A 16,954-nucleotide genomic window follows, 5' to 3' on the forward strand; every position below is an offset into this window, starting at 1 on the left:
CATCCCCTTATTGTGGCGCATCAGCGCTGGCGGGCACGGCGTTCACCTGCATACCTGGCCGGACATGCTGCACACCGGCGATAATCACCCGTTCCCCGGGGTGCAGCCCGGAAGTCACCTGATATTGTTGCTGATGCTGTTCACCCAGAGTAATCGGGCGAACTTCAACAAGATTATCGGGCGTCACCACCAGCACAAAGTGGCCCTGCTTGTTCTGCTGAAGTGCCGCAATCGGCACCAGCGTGATCGGCTGTGACTGCGTGGCCGTCAGGATCACATTTGCCACCCCGCCTGGCAGCAACAGATGATTAGGATTGGCAAAACGGGTGCGCAGCGTCACGGTGCCGGTATGGGCATCAATCTGATTATCCACCGACTCAAAACTGCCCAACTCCGGGTAAGATTTGCCATTAGCCAGTGTAAGACGTATGGCGATATTGCCCTCGGCAAACTTGCCCTCTCCGCTCTTGCGCTGGTAGATGGCGGTGATGTAGTCGCGCTCATTCACGGCGATCGCCACACGGATCGGATCAAGCTGAACGATACTCACCAACGAGCCACTGCTGGCGTTGATCAGGCTGCCAACGTGAAAACGGCTGTGACCGATACGCCCGGCGATCGGCGCTTCGATACGGGTATAGCTGAGCTGTAACTGCTGCGCATTGAGCATCGCCCGCGCCTGTGCGACGGCGGCTTGGGAGGTATCACGCTGCGCCACGGCAGCATCAACATCGGCTTTGCTCACCGCGCGGTTATTACCTAACTGCTGCAAACGGTTCAGGTTCACCTGCGCCAGGCGAGCGGTGGCGGTGGCGCTGTCCAGTTGCGCCTGGGCCTGGGCCACGGCAGAGTGGTGCAATGAAGGCTCGATCTCATACAGTAATTCTCCCGCCTTCACCATCTGCCCTTCGGTAAACAGCCGTTTGGCGATAAACCCTTCGGTACGGGTCATCACGTCCACTGCCTGGATCGCCTCAATCCGCCCCAGATAATGCAGCGCCCGCTCGGGCTGGCGTTGTTCGATCACAGCGACGGTCACAGCAGGAAGGGGAGCCGCCAGCACCGACGCAGCGGCGGGCAGCAGCAATAACAGCATAAAACGACGGGCAGAAAGTTTAATCATACGGGCCACTTATCAATGAGTGACGAACCTGAATTGCTTAAAATTATAGTTCATCCCTTGAAACTCATATCATTCTCAAGCAGTTACTGATGCGGCTTTTGATGACCACTACGCGCCGCTGGGTAAATGAGTGGCTCCCCTTTGCTTGCCGATGCAGCACGTATTGCTCCCATTTTCGCCTTAATTCCCGCTAAGTTATGCAAAATTTCCCGTTCAGCGAGAACTCCTGTGGATATACAACGTTACCTGCAACATCTTCACTTCACCGGGGTTCCGCAGGTCGATCTCCCAACGCTGCAAGCCTTACACCGCTGCCATATGCTGGCCGTTCCGTTTGAGAATCTGAGTATCATTTATCGTCAGGGAATTCATCTGGAAGAAAACGCCTTGTTCAGCAAAATCGTTGAATATCATCGCGGGGGATTCTGTTACGAGTTGAACCGGATATTTGCCCTGTTGCTGGAGCAGATCGGTTTCAAGGTGCAGTTTATTTCCGGTGAAGTCCGTGCCAGAGATGGCTCTTTCGGCCCAGCGTTTGACCATATGGCGCTGATTGTGGAACTGGATCAGCCCTATCTGGTGGATGTCGGGTTTGGCGATTCTTTCCTCACCCCACTGAAAATCACCACCACCGAGCAACAACCCCAAATCAGCGGCACCTTCAGCCTTGAGTTGACAGGGGATTATTACTGTCTGGAACGCCGCCATGGTGACCAGCGCTCACGCGCCAAAACACTTTATCGCTTCACGTTGCAACCACGGGCAGCGGAAGATTTTAACGCCATGTGTCACTACCACTACACTTCGCCGCAGTCACACTTTACCCAGAAACTGGTCTGCTCACGCCCAACGGAACAAGGACGCATCACCCTCAGCGATTCAAAATTGATCATTACGGAAAATCATCGCCGAAAGGAATTCACGCTGCATTCCGAAGAAGAACGCCGGGAAACATTGAGACAGTATTTTGCTATTGAATGGGCAAGGTAAGCATAAGCGTTGTTGAACCCAGCAAGCCGTAGATAACCGCGTCACGCCGCTGTAATACTCTGCTATACAACACTTTTACCCTCATCCATTCCAGGATCCCGCCTGTTTCACCTCTGGTGTGACCGCAGTCAAATTTAAGCCAAACTGTATTATCAAGGTAAAAAAACGTTCTTCGTGGGTAATATTTTGATGCCCGAAAAATATAGATTAGGTCGTGAATACCCTGGCTTTAAACAAACCTCCCACCTGAATTCATGGAAAGAAATATGAAAAAATCAATTAACTGCATGAATCACCCGGATAAAAAAACGCTGAAACTCCTGTCTGGGCTACTCTGTTTCTCTGCATTAACCCTCGCTGGGTGCGACAACAGCTCCAGTACTTCGCAAAACGGCGATAAAATTGAGCGCTTGCTGGCGCAAATGACGCTGGAAGAAAAAACCTCTTTCCTGCACGGATTGGTTAAAGGCTTTGATATGTCGGACTTTGGTGACCCGGAAAACAAAGCCAACGTCGGCTTTATTCCTGGCGTGCCCCGGCTCAATATCCCGCCATTACGGCTCACCGATGGCCCCGCAGGGGCGCGCTACACCAAAGGCTTGACCACCGCGATGCCTGCTCCCGTCTCGCTTGCCGCCAGTTTTAACCCAGAGCTTGCCAAGCAATACGGTGCCGCTATCGGCGCAGAAGCCCGCGCGATCGATCAGGATGTGCTGCTGGCCCCGATGGTCAATATCGTCAGAATTCCGGGAGGCGGGCGTAACTTTGAAACCTTCGGTGAAGACCCGCTGCTGGCCGGAGAAATGGCCAGTGCAGAGATTACCGGTATTCAGGATCAAGGGGTGATGGCCACTATCAAGCACTTTGCGGCCAACAATCAGGAAACCGATCGTATGACCATCAACACCATCGTTGATGAACGCACGATGCGCGAAATTTATCTGCCAGCCTTTGAACAGGGGGTTAACGCCGGTGTGGCTTCGTTTATGTGCTCCTATAACCGCCTGGCCATCGACGGCAAAAACAGCGATTACGCCTGCGCCAACAAGACGCTGCTGACGGATATTCTGCGCACCCAGTGGAAATACGATGGCTTTGTGATGACGGATTGGTACGCCGCCGTGCTGCCGGGGTTACAAGGCCTGGAAGCGCTGACGCCAGCCCCGCTGAGCGCCGGTCTGGATATGGAAATGCCGGGGGGCAATATGTTCGGCACTCTGCTGATTGATGCCGTACAGAATAAGGAGATGCCGGTCGCTACCGTCGATAAAGCGGTATACCGCATCCTGACCCAGATGGATAAATTCCATTTGCTGGATGGCACGCCACCGACCAAGAAAACCATCGATCAGTTGAAAGATCAGAACAGCGTTATCGCCAAAGAAACCGCCATTGATGGCGCCGTGTTGTTGGTCAACGACAACAACGCGCTGCCGCTACAGGCAAAAAACATCACGTCGCTGGCGGTGATTGGCCAAACGGCCGCCAGCCTTAACTATGGCGGCGGCGGTAGTTCGCGCGTTAAGCCGCTGAATATGAAAGCACCGCTCGCCTCGATTGAGGAACGGCTTTCCAGCGGGCAAGTCAGCTATCAGCCTGGTGTTGATCTCGACGGCATCGCCATTCCGGCATCCGCACTGAGCCACGATCAGGGGCAACCAGGGCTGTTGAGGGATGATGGCACAGTCGACAACGCGCTTGATTTCACCACCGCCAATCTCAACCCATTGGCCCCCAACGGCAAGCAAGTGATCACCTGGTCCGGTAACCTGACGGCACCGACCACCGGCGATTATGAGCTGAAGATTCAGGTGAAAAATGGCGGTGCCAGCCTGAAAATCGGTACCGGCGATCAGAATGGCAACCCGCAGATCGGTATTGCCAACAGCAGCTCGATTTCTTTTGCCGATATCTCGCTGATCTCCACCCGCGATGGGTTGCAATGGGCGGGTTATAAAATCCACCTTGAGGCGGGCGTGCCACAGCCGATTACCATCACCGCCATCCCAGGCGTTGGCAGTGACTTTGCCACCGATCTGGCCGATCCGCTAAAACCCACCAGCTTCAGGCTGGCCTGGATGACCCCGGAGCTGAAACAACAGCGGTTTGACGATGCCGTCAACGCGGCCAAAAGTGCCTCAAACGTGGTGCTATTTGCCTATACCGAAGGCAACGAAGGGAAAGACCTGATTGAATCGCTCAACCTCCCCGAAGATCAGGATGCGCTGATCCAGGCGGTGGTCGAAGCCAACCCGAATACCGTGGTGGTATTGAACGTCGGTTCATCCATTGAGATGCCTTGGCTGGATGGTGCGCACAAACCTGCCGCGCTGCTGAACATGTGGTATCCCGGCCAGGAAGGGGCCGATGCTACGGCGGAGATCCTGTTTGGTCAGGCATCGCCGGGCGGACGTTTGCCGATCTCGATACCGTTCAAACTGGCAGACTATACCCCAGCCAACGAGCCGCAAAGTTTCCCAGGCGTAGACGGTACGGTGACTTACGAAGAGGGAATATTTGTTGGCTATCGCTGGTACGATCAACACAGCGTCACCCCGCGCTTCGCGTTTGGCCATGGCTTGTCTTACACCCAATTCTCTTATAGCGAACCGACCGTGACCGCTACCGCAGACGGTTATAGCGTCAGCTTCTCGGTCACCAATACCGGAGCAGCCGCCGGTGTGGATGTTCCACAGGTTTATTTAGGTGCCCCAGCCACCCCAGCCGTGCCGATGGCGAAAAAAGCGTTGGCCGGGTTCAGTAAGGTGAAATTGGCCGCCGGGGAATCCACCAAAGTCACGATACCGATCGCAAAACGCGCGCTGTCTTATTGGGATGTCAACACCGCACAATGGCAGGTTGCTAGCGGCCAGCGCGCCGTGTATCTGGGTTCATCTGCCAGCAGCGTGGAGGAGATTACACAAATCCAGGTTGTGAAATAGGCGCTTGCTCAGCACATAACTTGATGATAAGAGTGAAATACCCTTGGGTATTTCACTCTTTGCCATGGATAGCGGAATAACAGCATGAGTAACAGCAAAACGGTTTCCAATATTGTTTCCCGATTTCTGTTTTCCTTTCTGCAACAGCTAGACGTACCCGCAGCGTTGATCCACCACCGCACCGGGATCTCCCCCTATGAGCTCACCCAGTCAGATAGCCGGATTTCTGCGGCACAGCACTATCGCCTGATGATTCTGGTGGAAGAAAAGCGTGAGTTCCTGTTTAACGACTATCAGCCGGATTTCGCCCTAACGGATATTTTCCGCTCCTGGGGCACCCTGTCTTCGCTGTTGACCAACAGCCGCAGCCTACGCCAAGGTGTGGCAAATTACCTGAAATACCGCGATATCATTGGGCAGACCGACCATATTCAAGTCTATGAAAATGATGAGCAACTGATGCTGGAATACCTCAACAGCGGCCCCGAAATACTGAGCGCCTCGCTGGCATCGCCATTGGGTAATTTTATTATTCTGGCGGAACTCATCGGCCACTACGATCGGCAAACTTACGCTTCGATTCAGGTTACGCTGAAAGGTGCCTGCTCCAGCGCAAGGCAATCTCAGCACCTGTCAGCGCTGTTGGGTTTCAGTTGCCAGATGAATGCCGCACGCAACACCCTCACCTTCAGCAAGCAAAATATCGACAGGCCTTATGATTTTTATAACCGCAAACTGTTCGAAACTATCCAGAAAGCCGCCGATAGCGAGATCAACACCCTTACCAGCAACGCTGCCCCACTCACTATGCAGGTGAAAAACTGTCTCAGAGCACATTACCAAAACTCAAGATCACACCAGCCCAATCCGGCCAATGAAATCACGCTGATTTGCCAAAAGATGTCGATGCCACGCTGGACGCTGCAACGCAAGTTACAGCATGAAGGCCAGAACTTTACCGAGTTGGCACAGCAGACCAAAATGGAAGAGGCTTGCCGCCTGCTGCAACAGCGTAACCTGACCCTCAGCGATATCAGCGAACGGCTCGGCTTTTCCTCTCAGGCCGCCTTCAGCCGCTTCTTCCGTAACAAGATGAACGTTTCGCCGCTGCGCTACCGCAATGGGTGCGCCGTTTATGATTAAGGGTAAACCGATCAGTTCGCCCGGTTAATTGCCCGCGCAATATCGCCTGAGGTTTTCAACGTGCGGACCTCGGTAAACAGCGCGTTGGCCTCCTGATACTCTTTACGTAAATAGCCAAGCCACTGTTTGATACGCGCCACGTGATACAAACCGGTATCGCCCTGCTTTTCCAGATGAACATATTTTTGCAGCAACTGCACCACCTGCGGCCACGGCATGCGCGGCTCGTTGTATTTCACCATCCGGCTCAGGTTAGGCAAGTTCAGCGCACCGCGCCCCAGCATGACCGCATCACAGCCGGTTATCTGCATACAATCCTGCGCGCTCTGGTAATCCCAGATTTCACCGTTGGCGATCACCGGAATAGACAACCGCTGGCGGATCTCACCGATAGCGGGCCAGTTGATGCGATCGGCCTGATAACCATCCTCTTTGGTACGCCCATGCACCGCCAGCTCGGTGGCTCCGGCCTGTTGCACCGCGTCAGCGATTTCAAAGCTACGGCTGTTCGAATCCCACCCCAAGCGCACTTTAACCGAAACCGGTAAATGGGCGGGCACCGCAGCGCGCATCGCTTTGGCCCCTTGATAAATCAGTTCAGGATCTTTCAGCAAGGTGGCACCACCGCCGCTGCCGTTGACGTGTTTTGAAGGGCAACCACAGTTCAGATCGACGCCATACGATCCCAGTTCCACCGCGCGGGCAGCATTTTCCGCCAGCCATTGTGGGTATTGGCCGAGCAGTTGCACACGAACCAGCGTACCCGAAGGGGTGCGGCTGGCATGTTCAAGCTCGGGGCAGAGGCGATAGAAGGATTTTGCGGGCAACAGTTGATCGACCACGCGCAGAAATTCGGTGATGCAGAGATCGTAATCGTTCACCTCGGTGAGCAATTCCCTCACCAGAGAGTCGAGAACCCCCTCCATCGGAGCTAAAAATACGCGCATGACTACCCCAGCAAAAAAAGACGCGCCATGATACGGGCGAAAGGCGGCGTCAGACAAGCCTTCTGGCGGCGATTAAATAGTGTTAACGCGGTAAAATCGCGCACTTTTTATCCAGCAGTGACTCTACCGACGCACGGTTGCCGCTATCCCAACCGCGTTTTGTTGTCAGCAGGATAAAGCCTTTTTGCCCAGAGAACTGGGTTGGCACCAAGGCTACGCCGTACTCTGCTAACTGCTGCGGCGACAGATGAAAATAACTGGCGACGGATTGGATCGGGTAAATCCCCATCGCCGCCGGTTGTACCACCCGACGCGCGTAATAGGTGTGCTGCAATAACTTATCAGGCAATGGCGACCAGTTATCCTGTATATAAGGACGTTCTGCCTGAAGCTGGCGGTACACATCTTCACGCAGGCAGGTCAGGTGAATATGCAACTGATTCTGACTGCGGCCATAAGCCGAATTGATCGCCATTCCCAACCTATCCTCGGGCACTGGCTGGCCATATTCGGACGCTAACAGGTGGCGCATCAGCCAAGCGTAGCCAAAGTAATCCGTGCGCCCATCCATCAAAAGCTGAGGGCTTTCAATACCCGATAACGGTGTGGTAGGAACAAGAATAAAATGAAAGGGATAACGCGGGTTTTGGATAACGCTGAACCCCTGCTCTTTGCCTTGGCCTGGGGGCAGATAAATCTGCTGGCAAGGAGCGGGACTGTGCTTTTGCTGATAATTCACCATGCAGAGCTTATCCACCACGCCCCACAAAGCGTCTGAACGCGCACATCCTGCCAGCAATAAAACCCCCAACAACAGTAGCCCGTGCCGGATGTATAAATGAGTGAGTTTTATCATCTGTTTCTCTGTCTTATAACCTGCACGTGAGAGCCGCCGGAAACCAAGCAAAAGCGTATTATTGATACCTATATCCCCTTCATACTTCAAGTTGCTTGGGTATTGGCTGCCCTCACTCACCCCAGTCACTTACTGGTGTAAGCTCCTGGGGATTCGCTCTGTTGCCGCCTACAAGCCACTCGAATTATTTTGGGTATAGTACAATTCGGCCCATCAAAATACCTGAAAATACCCCAATACGACCCACCACATTGCTGACGGAGGCAGAAAGAAAAACACCCTGTCAGCATAGCGCTCACAGGGTGTAGGTGCTCTCTTATTAGCCGCCAATAAATAGCGGCTTTTTTAGGCTTACTCGCCCGGTTTGCGGCTACGCGGACGGCGCGCAGGCGCTCCAGAACGCGGCTTGCCATCACCCTGTGGGCGGGCGCTGCCGCCACCGCGATTTTCGCGTTGACCACCGGCGTTACCCGTGCGTTGACCACCGTGACTCGCACGCTGACCGCCGCTATTTGACGCACCACGGCCACCGCCCTGACGCCCGTTGATGATCGGCTCCGCCTTAATCGACGGATCCGGCTCATAACCCGGCAGGGCAATACGCGGGATTTCACGCTTCAGCAGGCGTTCGATATCACGCAGCAGTTTGTGTTCATCCACGCACACCAGCGAAATCGCTTCACCGGTGCATTCGGCACGGCCGGTACGGCCAATGCGGTGCACGTAATCTTCCGGCACGTTTGGCAACTCGTAGTTCACCACGTGTGGCAACTGATCGATATCCAGACCGCGTGCAGCGATATCGGTCGCCACCAGCACACGGATTTTGCCGTCTTTAAAGTCGGCCAGCGCACGCGTACGTGCCCCTTGGCTTTTGTTGCCATGAATAGCCGCGGCGGTAATGCCATCTTTATTCAGCTGTTCAGCCAGATGGTTCGCGCCGTGCTTGGTACGGTTAAATACCAGCACCTGCTTCCAATCACCTTCGCCAATCATCTGGGAAAGCAGTTCACGCTTGCGCTTTTTATCCACAAAGTGAACGCTCTGCTCGATCTGCTCGGAAGCGGTGTTGCGGCGAGCCACTTCCACCGACGCCGGGTTGTGCAGCAGTTTGCTGGCCAGCCCTTTGATCTCATCGGAGAAGGTGGCAGAAAACAGCAGGTTCTGGCGCTTCGCTGGCAGCTTGGACAGCACGCGGCGGATATCATGGATAAAGCCCATATCCAGCATGCGGTCTGCTTCATCCAGCACCAGAATTTCAATCTTGGACAGATCGACCGCGTTCTGATGTTCCAGATCCAGCAGGCGGCCCGGTGTTGCCACCAGAATATCGACGCCGCCGCGCAGCTTCATCATCTGCGGGTTGATGCTCACGCCACCAAACACCACCAGCGAACGCAAGCGCAGGTGTTTACTGTAAGACTCGACGTTTTCGCCGATCTGTGCAGCCAACTCGCGGGTTGGCGTCAGGATCAGCGCACGCACCGGGCGGCGGCCTTTGATCGGATGATCATGCTTGCTCAGCAACTGCAACAGCGGCAGGGTAAAACCAGCGGTTTTACCGGTACCGGTCTGGGCGCTGGCCATCAGGTCACGACCTTCCAAGACGACAGGGATTGCCTGACGTTGAATTGGCGTAGGTTCGCGATAGCCCTGTTCTTCAACAGCGCGCAGAATTTCGGCACTTAAGCCGAGGTTTTCAAATGACATAGTAGAGAAAAACTCCAGATCCCCCCTAACCTAACAATGTTCGGTGCAGTTTCCTGGGAGGATGATCAGACGGGGCATAAGGCGGTGCTCGCGTTTTTGTTTGCGGCACAACCTCGGCATACCACGAGGGATTGGCACAAACTGCAGTGCACCAAGCGGCTGATTGTAACAGAAATCGAACAAAAAGAAGCAATTTTGCGTAATAAGAGTCAGCTATCCAGCAATAAAGCCAAACTGCTGTTTACATTCCGTACTACCGGGCCTAAAGTTAATCAATCATATGATTAACTTTTGTGAGTCAGTCATGCCATCAACGGACAATCAACATACTCCCAGCCGGGCACGCGGTGAACAGGCGCGCCAACAACTGCTCGCGGCCGCCATTGAAGTGTTCGGCGAATACGGACTTCAGGGAGCCACAACGCGGGAGATCGCCCAGCGCGCCGGGCAGAACATCGCTGCCATCACCTATTATTTCAACTCGAAAGAGGGCTTGTATCTGGCAGTGGCACAGTGGATCGCCGATTTTATTCAGCAAACTTTCCGTACGCAAAGCCAGGAAGTCGAAGATTTCTGGCTGCTGCCAGCGCCACAGCGCCCGCCGGAGCGGTATCTGTACCACCTCAAACGTGGCTTGCTGGACTTCAGTGAATTAATGACCCAGCCGCAAACGCTCAACCTGAGCAAAATCATGTCGCGCGAACAGCTCTCCCCTACCGACGCTTATCCGCTAATCCACCAGCAGGTGATTGCGCCCTTGCACCAGATGCTGTGCCGCTTGCTGGCGGGCTATACCGGCCTCGATGCGCAATCGACCAAGATTGTGCTGCATACCCACGCGCTGATTGGCGAGGTGCTGTCATTCCGCGTCGCGCGTGAAACCGTGCGCCGTCAGGCGGGTTGGCAGCAGATCGGCAGCGATGAGGCCGCGCAGATCAGCGCCGTGCTGGCTGAACATATCGAGATTCTGGTTAATGGGCTGCGCCAGCGTTACGGCGCATATACCCGTCATACTTCAAGTTGCATGTGCGTTGGCTTTCCTCGCTCACCCCAGTCACTTACTTGAGTAAGCTCCTGGGGACTCGCTGCGTTGCCGCCTTCTTGCAACTCGAATTATTTAGGGTATGGCCCCCCTTCTTTCACACTGCAACCGACAGGAAGCATTATGAACAAGAAAAAAATTGGCATTATTGGCATCGTTATCGTGTTAATTGCCGCCTACGGCATCTGGCATTACCAACAACAGCAGGAAAAACCGCTGACGCTGTACGGTAACGTGGATATTCGCACGGTGAATCTGGGCTTCCGCGTCGACGGGCGGCTCGCCACGCTGGCGGTTGACGAAGGGGACAGCGTGCAACCGGGGCAGTTGCTCGGCAAACTGGATGATGCCCCTAACCTTAATGCGTTGCAGCAGGCACAGGCCAACGTCGCCAGCGCTACCGCCAAGCTGGCGCTGTTGCAGGCCGGTTATCGTGATGAAGAGATCGCCCAGGTGCGCTCGGAAGTAGCGCAGCGCCTCTCGGCCTTCAACTATGCCGATAGCTTCCTGCAACGGCAGCAGGGTTTATGGGCGAAAAAGGCCACTTCCGCCGATGCGTTGGAAGACGCCCGTACCCTACGCAATCAGGCTCAGGCCAACCTACAGGCGGCGAAAGATAAACTGACGCAATACCTGAGCGGTAACCGCCCTCAGCAAATCGCCGAAGCCAGAGCCAATCTGGCGCAAACCGAGGCAGTACTGGCACAGGCGCAGTTGAATCTGCAAGACACCACGCTGATTTCCCCCTCCGCGGGCACCGTCCTGACGCGGGCGGTTGAACCCGGCACCATGCTCGCGGCGGGCAGCACGGTGTTTACCCTGTCGCTGACCGAACCGGTATGGGTACGCGCCTATATTAATGAAGCCAGCCTGGGCAAAGCGGTTCCAGGGGCGGAACTGAGCATTTATACCGACAGCCGCCCCGGCCAGCCCTATCACGGCAAGATTGGTTTTGTTTCACCTACCGCCGAATTTACCCCGAAAAGCGTCGAAACGCCGGATCTGCGTACCGATCTGGTGTATCGCCTGCGGGTGATTGTCACCGATGCCGACGATGCATTACGCCAGGGCATGCCGGTCACCCTCCGTTTCACACAGCCGTAAGGAAGGGTGATGGAACAGGCACACACGATTGAACTGGTGGCGCTGGAGAAGCGCTTCCCGTCACTCACCAAACCGGCGGTTGCCAGCCTGACGACGACGTTGCGCAGCGGGGCGGTCACCGGGCTGGTCGGCCCCGACGGCGCGGGCAAAACCACCCTGTTACGCATGCTGGCCGGATTGCTGAAACCCAGCAGTGGCCAACTGCGCGTCGCCGGGCTGGATCCGATCGTTCAAGATCGCCAACTGCACGCCATTCTCGGCTACATGCCGCAGAAATTCGGCCTGTATGAAGACCTGACGGTGATGGAAAACCTGACGCTGTACGCCGACCTGCGCGGCGTCACCGGCGATCTGCGCAAACAAACCTTCGAACGGCTGCTGACCTTTACCGATCTGACCCGTTTTACCGAACGCTTGGCGGGCAAACTTTCCGGCGGCATGAAGCAGAAACTCGGGCTGGCCTGTACCTTGCTCGGCCAACCGCAGGTATTGTTACTGGACGAACCCGGCGTTGGGGTCGACCCGATATCGCGCCGCGAACTGTGGCGCATGGTGCATGAACTGGCCAACGACGGCATGCTGATCCTCTGGAGCACCTCGTATCTGGACGAAGCCGAACAGTGCCGCGAAGTGCTGCTGATGAACGAGGGCGAATTGCTGTTCAGCGGCGCGCCGCAGGAACTTACCCAACGCATGGCCGGGCGCACCGTGCTGATCGAGGTTCCGGCTGGTAGCCACCGTGCGCTGCTGCAACAGGCGATCTGTTTGCCTACCGTCAGCGATGGCGTGATTCAGGGTAAGTATCTGCGCTTGATCCTGAAACCGGGAGAAGACCATCAGCAGATATTACGCGATCTGGAGCTACCCACTGCCGAACTGACTGAAGCAGATCCGCGTTTTGAGGATGCGTTTATCGATCTGCTCGGCGGCGGGCCAAGCAGCAAATCGGCGCTGGCGGAGATCATGCCCACCGTGGCGGGCGATAGTTCGGAAACGGTGATTGAAGCGCAAGGGTTAACGAAAAGGTTTGGCCATTTTGCCGCTACCGATCATGTGGATTTCAAGGTGCAACGGGGTGAAATCTTCGGCCTGCTCGGTCCCAACGGGGCCGGTAAGTCCACCACCTTCAAGATGATGTGCGGTTTGCTGGTACCGAGCGACGGCAAAGCGCTGGTGCTGGGGATGGATCTGAAAACCAGCTCCGGCAAAGCGCGCCAGCACCTGGGCTATATGGCGCAGAAGTTCTCGCTGTACGGCAACCTGACGGTGGCGCAGAACCTGAAATTTTTCTCTGGCGTGTATGGCCTGAGCGGCAAGGCGCAGCGCGATAAGATCAACGAGATGTCTACCGCTTTCAACTTCGGCCCGATCCTCAACCAGGCGCCGGATTCTTTGCCGCTCGGTTTCAAACAGCGGCTGGCGCTGGCCTGCGCGCTGATGCATGAGCCGGATATTCTGTTTCTTGATGAGCCCACCTCGGGGGTTGATCCCCTTACCCGCCGCGAGTTCTGGCTGCATATCAACGGTATGGTGGATAAAGGCGTCACGGTGATGGTCACCACCCACTTTATGGATGAGGCGGAATACTGCGATCGCATCGGGCTGGTGTATCGCGGCAAGATTATCGCCGCCGGTACGCCGGACGAACTCAAACAGCAGATCGCCAGTGCCGAAAACCCCAATCCTACAATGGAACAGGCGTTTATCGAGCTGGTACAGGGTTACGACCGAGAGGAAACGTCATGAGCGATAACAGCGGCTTTTCCTGGCGGCGCCTGCGCGCGCTGTGCCTGAAAGAAACGCGGCAAATCCTGCGCGATCCGAGCAGCGGCCTGATCGCCTTCGTCATCCCGCTGATGTTGCTGTTTATCTTCGGTTACGGCATCAATCTGGACTCCAGCAAGCTGCGCTTGGGGATCCTGCTGGAACAGCACAGTGAAGAAGCCCGCGATCTGGCCAATGCCTTTGCCGGTTCACCCTATATTGAACCGACCATCAGCGATAATCGCCAGCAGCTGATACAAATGATGCAGGCGGGCAGCATCCGTGGGCTGGTGGTGATCCCGAACGACTTCGCCGAGCATATGGCACGGCCGTCCGATCGCGCGCCGTTGCAGGTGATTACCGACGGCAGCGAGCCCAATACCGCCAATTTTGTGCAGGGCTATACCCAAGGGGTCTGGCAGATTTGGCAGCAGCAGCGCGCTACCGATCAAGGGCAGCAATTAACCCCGTTGATTGAGATCCAGATGCGCTACTGGTTTAACCCAGCGGCGATCAGCCAGCACTTTATTATCCCTGGGGCGATCACCATCATTATGACGGTGATTGGCGCGATCCTGACTTCGCTGGTGATCGCCCGTGAATGGGAGCGCGGCACCATGGAGGCACTGCTGTCCACTCAGGTGACGCGCAGCGAACTGTTGCTCTCCAAGCTGGTGCCTTATTACTTCCTTGGCATGATCGCCATGGTGCTGTGCATGGTGGTTTCAGTGTTTGTGCTCGGCGTGCCCTACCGGGGTTCATTGCTGATCCTGTTTGTTATCAGCAGCCTGTTCCTGGCCAGCACGCTCGGCATGGGGCTGCTGATTTCCACCATCACCCGCAACCAGTTCAACGCGGCAATGGTGGCGCTGAACGCCGCTTTTCTGCCGTCAATTATGCTTTCCGGCTTTATTTTCCAGATCGACAGCATGCCCGCCGTGGTTCGCGCGGTGACCTATGTCATTCCGGCGCGTTATTTTGTCAGCACGCTGCAAACGCTGTTTTTGGCAGGCAATATCGGCAGCGTGCTGCTGGTTAACCTGCTGTTTCTGATCGCTTCTGCGGTGGTGTTTATCGGCCTAACGGCTTGGAAAACCCCGCGACGGCTGGATTGAGGAGAGAATATGTTTCACCGTCTCTGGACACTGATCGTCAAAGAAATGCAGTCGCTGCTGCGCGATCCGCAAACCCGCGCCATTCTGGTGATGCCGGTGATCTTACAGGTGCTGCTATTCCCGTTCGCCGCCACGCTGGAAGTGACCAATGCCACCATTGCGGTGTACAGCGAGGACAGCGGCCAAGCATCGATCGAGCTGACCCAGCGCTTTGCCAAAGCCAAAGCGTTTTCGCACGTCCTGCTGCTACGCAGCCCGCAAGAGATCAAAACCACCATCGATAACCAGAAAGCGCTGCTGCTGATCCGCTTCCCGGCCAACTTTTCGCGCGATATCGCCAGTGGTAATACGGCGGCGTTGCAGTTGATCCTCGATGGCCGCAACTCCAACAGCGCGCAGATCGCCGCCAACTATGTGCAGCAGATTGTGCAGGATTATCAGAATGAGCTGATCGGCGGGCGCGCCAAGCCCAACAACAGCGAACTGGTGGTGCGCAACTGGTATAACCCGAATCTGGATTACAAATGGTTTGTGGTGCCTTCGTTGATTGCGATGATCACCACCATCGGCGTGTTGATTGTGACTTCGCTTTCGGTAGCGCGTGAACGTGAGCAGGGTACGCTGGAGCAGTTGCTGGTGTCGCCGCTGACCACCTGGCAGATCTTTATTGGCAAGGCGGTGCCCGCGCTGGTGGTTGCCACTTTTCAGGCGTCGATCGTGCTGTTTATCGGTATCTTTGCCTATCAGATCCCGTTTGCCGGTTCGCTGTTGCTGTTCTACGCCACCATGCTGATTTACGGGCTTTCGCTGGTGGGATTCGGGCTGTTGATCTCGTCGCTGTGCGCCACTCAGCAACAGGCGTTTATCGGCGTGTTCGTGTTTATGATGCCAGCGATCCTGCTTTCCGGCTATGTTTCACCAGTAGAGAACATGCCGGTGTGGCTGCAACATCTCACCTGGGCTAACCCTATTCGTCACTTCACCGATATTACCAAACAAATTTACCTCAAGGACGCCAGCTTCAGCATTATCTGGCACAGCCTGTGGCCATTGCTGGCGATCACCGCTACCACCGGCAGCGCGGCTTATGCGATGTTCAGAAGGAAGATTGCTTAACCAAGAAAAAGGGTATTCACACTGAATACCCTATGGATTTCGAGTTGCAGCTAGGCGGCAAGAGCGTGGATCCCCAGGAGCTTACTCAAGTAAGTGACTGGGGTCCACGCGCGCAGCCAACAACGCTGCAGCTTGAAAGACGACGGGTATTAGCGGCGGTTGCCCAGAATGCGCAATAGCATCAGGAACAGGTTGATGAAGTCAAGATACAGCGTCAGCGCGCCTACGATGGCGTATTTGCGGAAGCCGTCTCGGTCATCGGCATTCAACTGCTCGCCCAGGGCTTTCAGTTTTTGCGTGTCATACGCCGTCAAACCGACAAACACCACCACACCGATGTAGGTAATCGCCCAGGTCAGCGCCGGGCTTTTCAGCCAGATGTTCACCAGCGAAGCCAGTACAATGCCGATCAGCCCCATAAACAACATGCTGCCAAGACCGCTCAGATCGCGCTTGGTGGTGTAACCGTACAGGCTCATAGCACCGAACATCCCGGCGGTCACCACAAAGGTGCTGGCGATCGACGCGCCAGTATAAACCAACAGGATACTGGATAGCGTGAGCCCGGTTAACGCCGAATAGAGCATGAACAGCCCGGTGGCCACCGTGCCGCTAAGGCGATTCACCATGCCGGAAATCACAAACACCAACCCTAACTGGGCAATAATCAGGCCAAAGAACGTAATATTGCTGGAGAAAATAAAAGACATGATCGCTTCACTTTGTGAAGCATACCAGGCCACAAACGCGGTCAACAGCAAACCACAGGTCATCCAGCCATAAACCTGCGCCATATAAGCCTGAATGCCGCTGTTGGCACGCTCGACGATCGAACCATTACGTGGATATCGGTCCATGACGGTTACCTTTTACATGTGAACTAAGTTTTGGGGAAACACCCCTGCCAGTAATAAGCGTATCACAGAAAACGTTACACGGAACCGGCAAAGGTATTGATTTATACTCGTCATACTTCAAGTTGCATGTGCGTTAGCTGCGCTCGTTCACCCCAGTCACATAGTGTTCTATGCTCCTGGGGCTTCACTCCCTTGCCGCGTTACTCGGCCCAATCCTGGGCCTCGCCCCTACGGGGCCAGCACAA

General features: G+C 55.4%; 13 protein-coding genes. 8 read left to right on the top strand and 5 right to left on the bottom strand.

The features are described 5' to 3' along the window. Positions 1-7: 7 nt before the first annotated feature. Positions 8-1,096, bottom strand: a complete 1,089-nt coding sequence (locus AC2A1E_RS14050; RefSeq protein ID WP_484384328.1) for an efflux RND transporter periplasmic adaptor subunit — start codon at positions 1,094-1,096, stop codon at positions 8-10. Between the two features lie 255 nt (positions 1,097-1,351). On the opposite strand from AC2A1E_RS14050, the gene AC2A1E_RS14055 reads away from it, so the two are divergent. The 3 genes from AC2A1E_RS14055 (at position 1,352) to AC2A1E_RS14065 (ending at position 6,198) form a co-directional block, all read left to right on the top strand. Further along, the gene (locus tag AC2A1E_RS14055) at positions 1,352-2,113 is read left to right on the top strand and encodes an arylamine N-acetyltransferase family protein (protein ID WP_484384278.1); all 762 of its coding nucleotides are present in this window, start codon (positions 1,352-1,354) and stop codon (positions 2,111-2,113) included. 266 nt (positions 2,114-2,379) lie between these two features. Beyond that, positions 2,380-5,055, top strand: a complete 2,676-nt coding sequence (locus AC2A1E_RS14060) for a beta-glucosidase (RefSeq protein ID WP_484384279.1) — start codon at positions 2,380-2,382, stop codon at positions 5,053-5,055. Between the two features lie 84 nt (positions 5,056-5,139). Then, complete coding sequence (locus tag AC2A1E_RS14065) at positions 5,140-6,198, top strand: AraC family transcriptional regulator (protein WP_484384280.1); 1,059 nt, start codon at positions 5,140-5,142, stop codon at positions 6,196-6,198. Between the two features lie 11 nt (positions 6,199-6,209). On the opposite strand, the gene dusC is transcribed toward AC2A1E_RS14065, so the two are convergent. The 3 genes from dusC to rhlE all read right to left on the bottom strand — a co-directional run bounded on the left by dusC (position 6,210) and on the right by rhlE (position 9,711). Next, positions 6,210-7,145 carry a tRNA dihydrouridine(16) synthase DusC gene (dusC, locus tag AC2A1E_RS14070; protein ID WP_484384281.1) on the bottom strand — a complete coding sequence of 312 codons (936 nt, stop codon included), beginning with the start codon at positions 7,143-7,145 and terminating at the stop codon, positions 6,210-6,212. An 82-nt stretch (positions 7,146-7,227) separates the two neighbouring features. Further along, the gene (locus tag AC2A1E_RS14075; RefSeq protein WP_484384282.1) at positions 7,228-8,001 is read right to left on the bottom strand and encodes a CDP-diacylglycerol diphosphatase; all 774 of its coding nucleotides are present in this window, start codon (positions 7,999-8,001) and stop codon (positions 7,228-7,230) included. A 351-nt stretch (positions 8,002-8,352) separates the two neighbouring features. Next, positions 8,353-9,711, bottom strand: a complete 1,359-nt coding sequence (gene rhlE, locus AC2A1E_RS14080; RefSeq protein WP_484384283.1) for an ATP-dependent RNA helicase RhlE — start codon at positions 9,709-9,711, stop codon at positions 8,353-8,355. A gap of 304 nt (positions 9,712-10,015) precedes the next feature. Here rhlE and AC2A1E_RS14085 point away from each other — a divergent pair, with 304 nt between their 5' ends. The 5 genes from AC2A1E_RS14085 to AC2A1E_RS14105 all read left to right on the top strand — a co-directional run bounded on the left by AC2A1E_RS14085 (position 10,016) and on the right by AC2A1E_RS14105 (position 15,852). Beyond that, positions 10,016-10,777: a transcriptional regulator gene (locus AC2A1E_RS14085; protein WP_484384284.1), complete on the top strand. Its 762-nt coding sequence runs from the start codon at positions 10,016-10,018 to the stop codon at positions 10,775-10,777. Between the two features lie 99 nt (positions 10,778-10,876). Further along, a complete protein-coding gene (gene hlyD / locus AC2A1E_RS14090) occupies positions 10,877-11,857 on the top strand; it encodes a secretion protein HlyD (RefSeq protein ID WP_484384285.1) in 981 nt (326 codons plus the stop codon). A gap of 9 nt (positions 11,858-11,866) precedes the next feature. Next, positions 11,867-13,603: an ATP-binding cassette domain-containing protein gene (locus tag AC2A1E_RS14095; protein WP_484384286.1), complete on the top strand. Its 1,737-nt coding sequence runs from the start codon at positions 11,867-11,869 to the stop codon at positions 13,601-13,603. Further along, positions 13,600-14,736 (top strand): ABC transporter permease, encoded by a 1,137-nt coding sequence (locus tag AC2A1E_RS14100; protein WP_484384287.1) that lies wholly within the window; start codon positions 13,600-13,602, stop codon positions 14,734-14,736. Before AC2A1E_RS14095 ends, AC2A1E_RS14100 begins: the two co-directional genes overlap by 4 nt. Positions 14,737-14,745: 9 nt before the next feature. Then, entirely contained in the window at positions 14,746-15,852 is a 1,107-nt protein-coding gene (locus AC2A1E_RS14105) for an ABC transporter permease (RefSeq protein WP_459399367.1), read from the top strand. 149 nt (positions 15,853-16,001) lie between these two features. Here AC2A1E_RS14105 and AC2A1E_RS14110 read toward each other — a convergent pair whose 3' ends face one another. After that, complete coding sequence (locus AC2A1E_RS14110; RefSeq protein ID WP_459399368.1) at positions 16,002-16,709, bottom strand: Bax inhibitor-1/YccA family protein; 708 nt, start codon at positions 16,707-16,709, stop codon at positions 16,002-16,004. Positions 16,710-16,954: the final 245 nt, after the last annotated feature.

The organism is Serratia sp. HNCC26DJ206 (assembly GCF_057180605.1).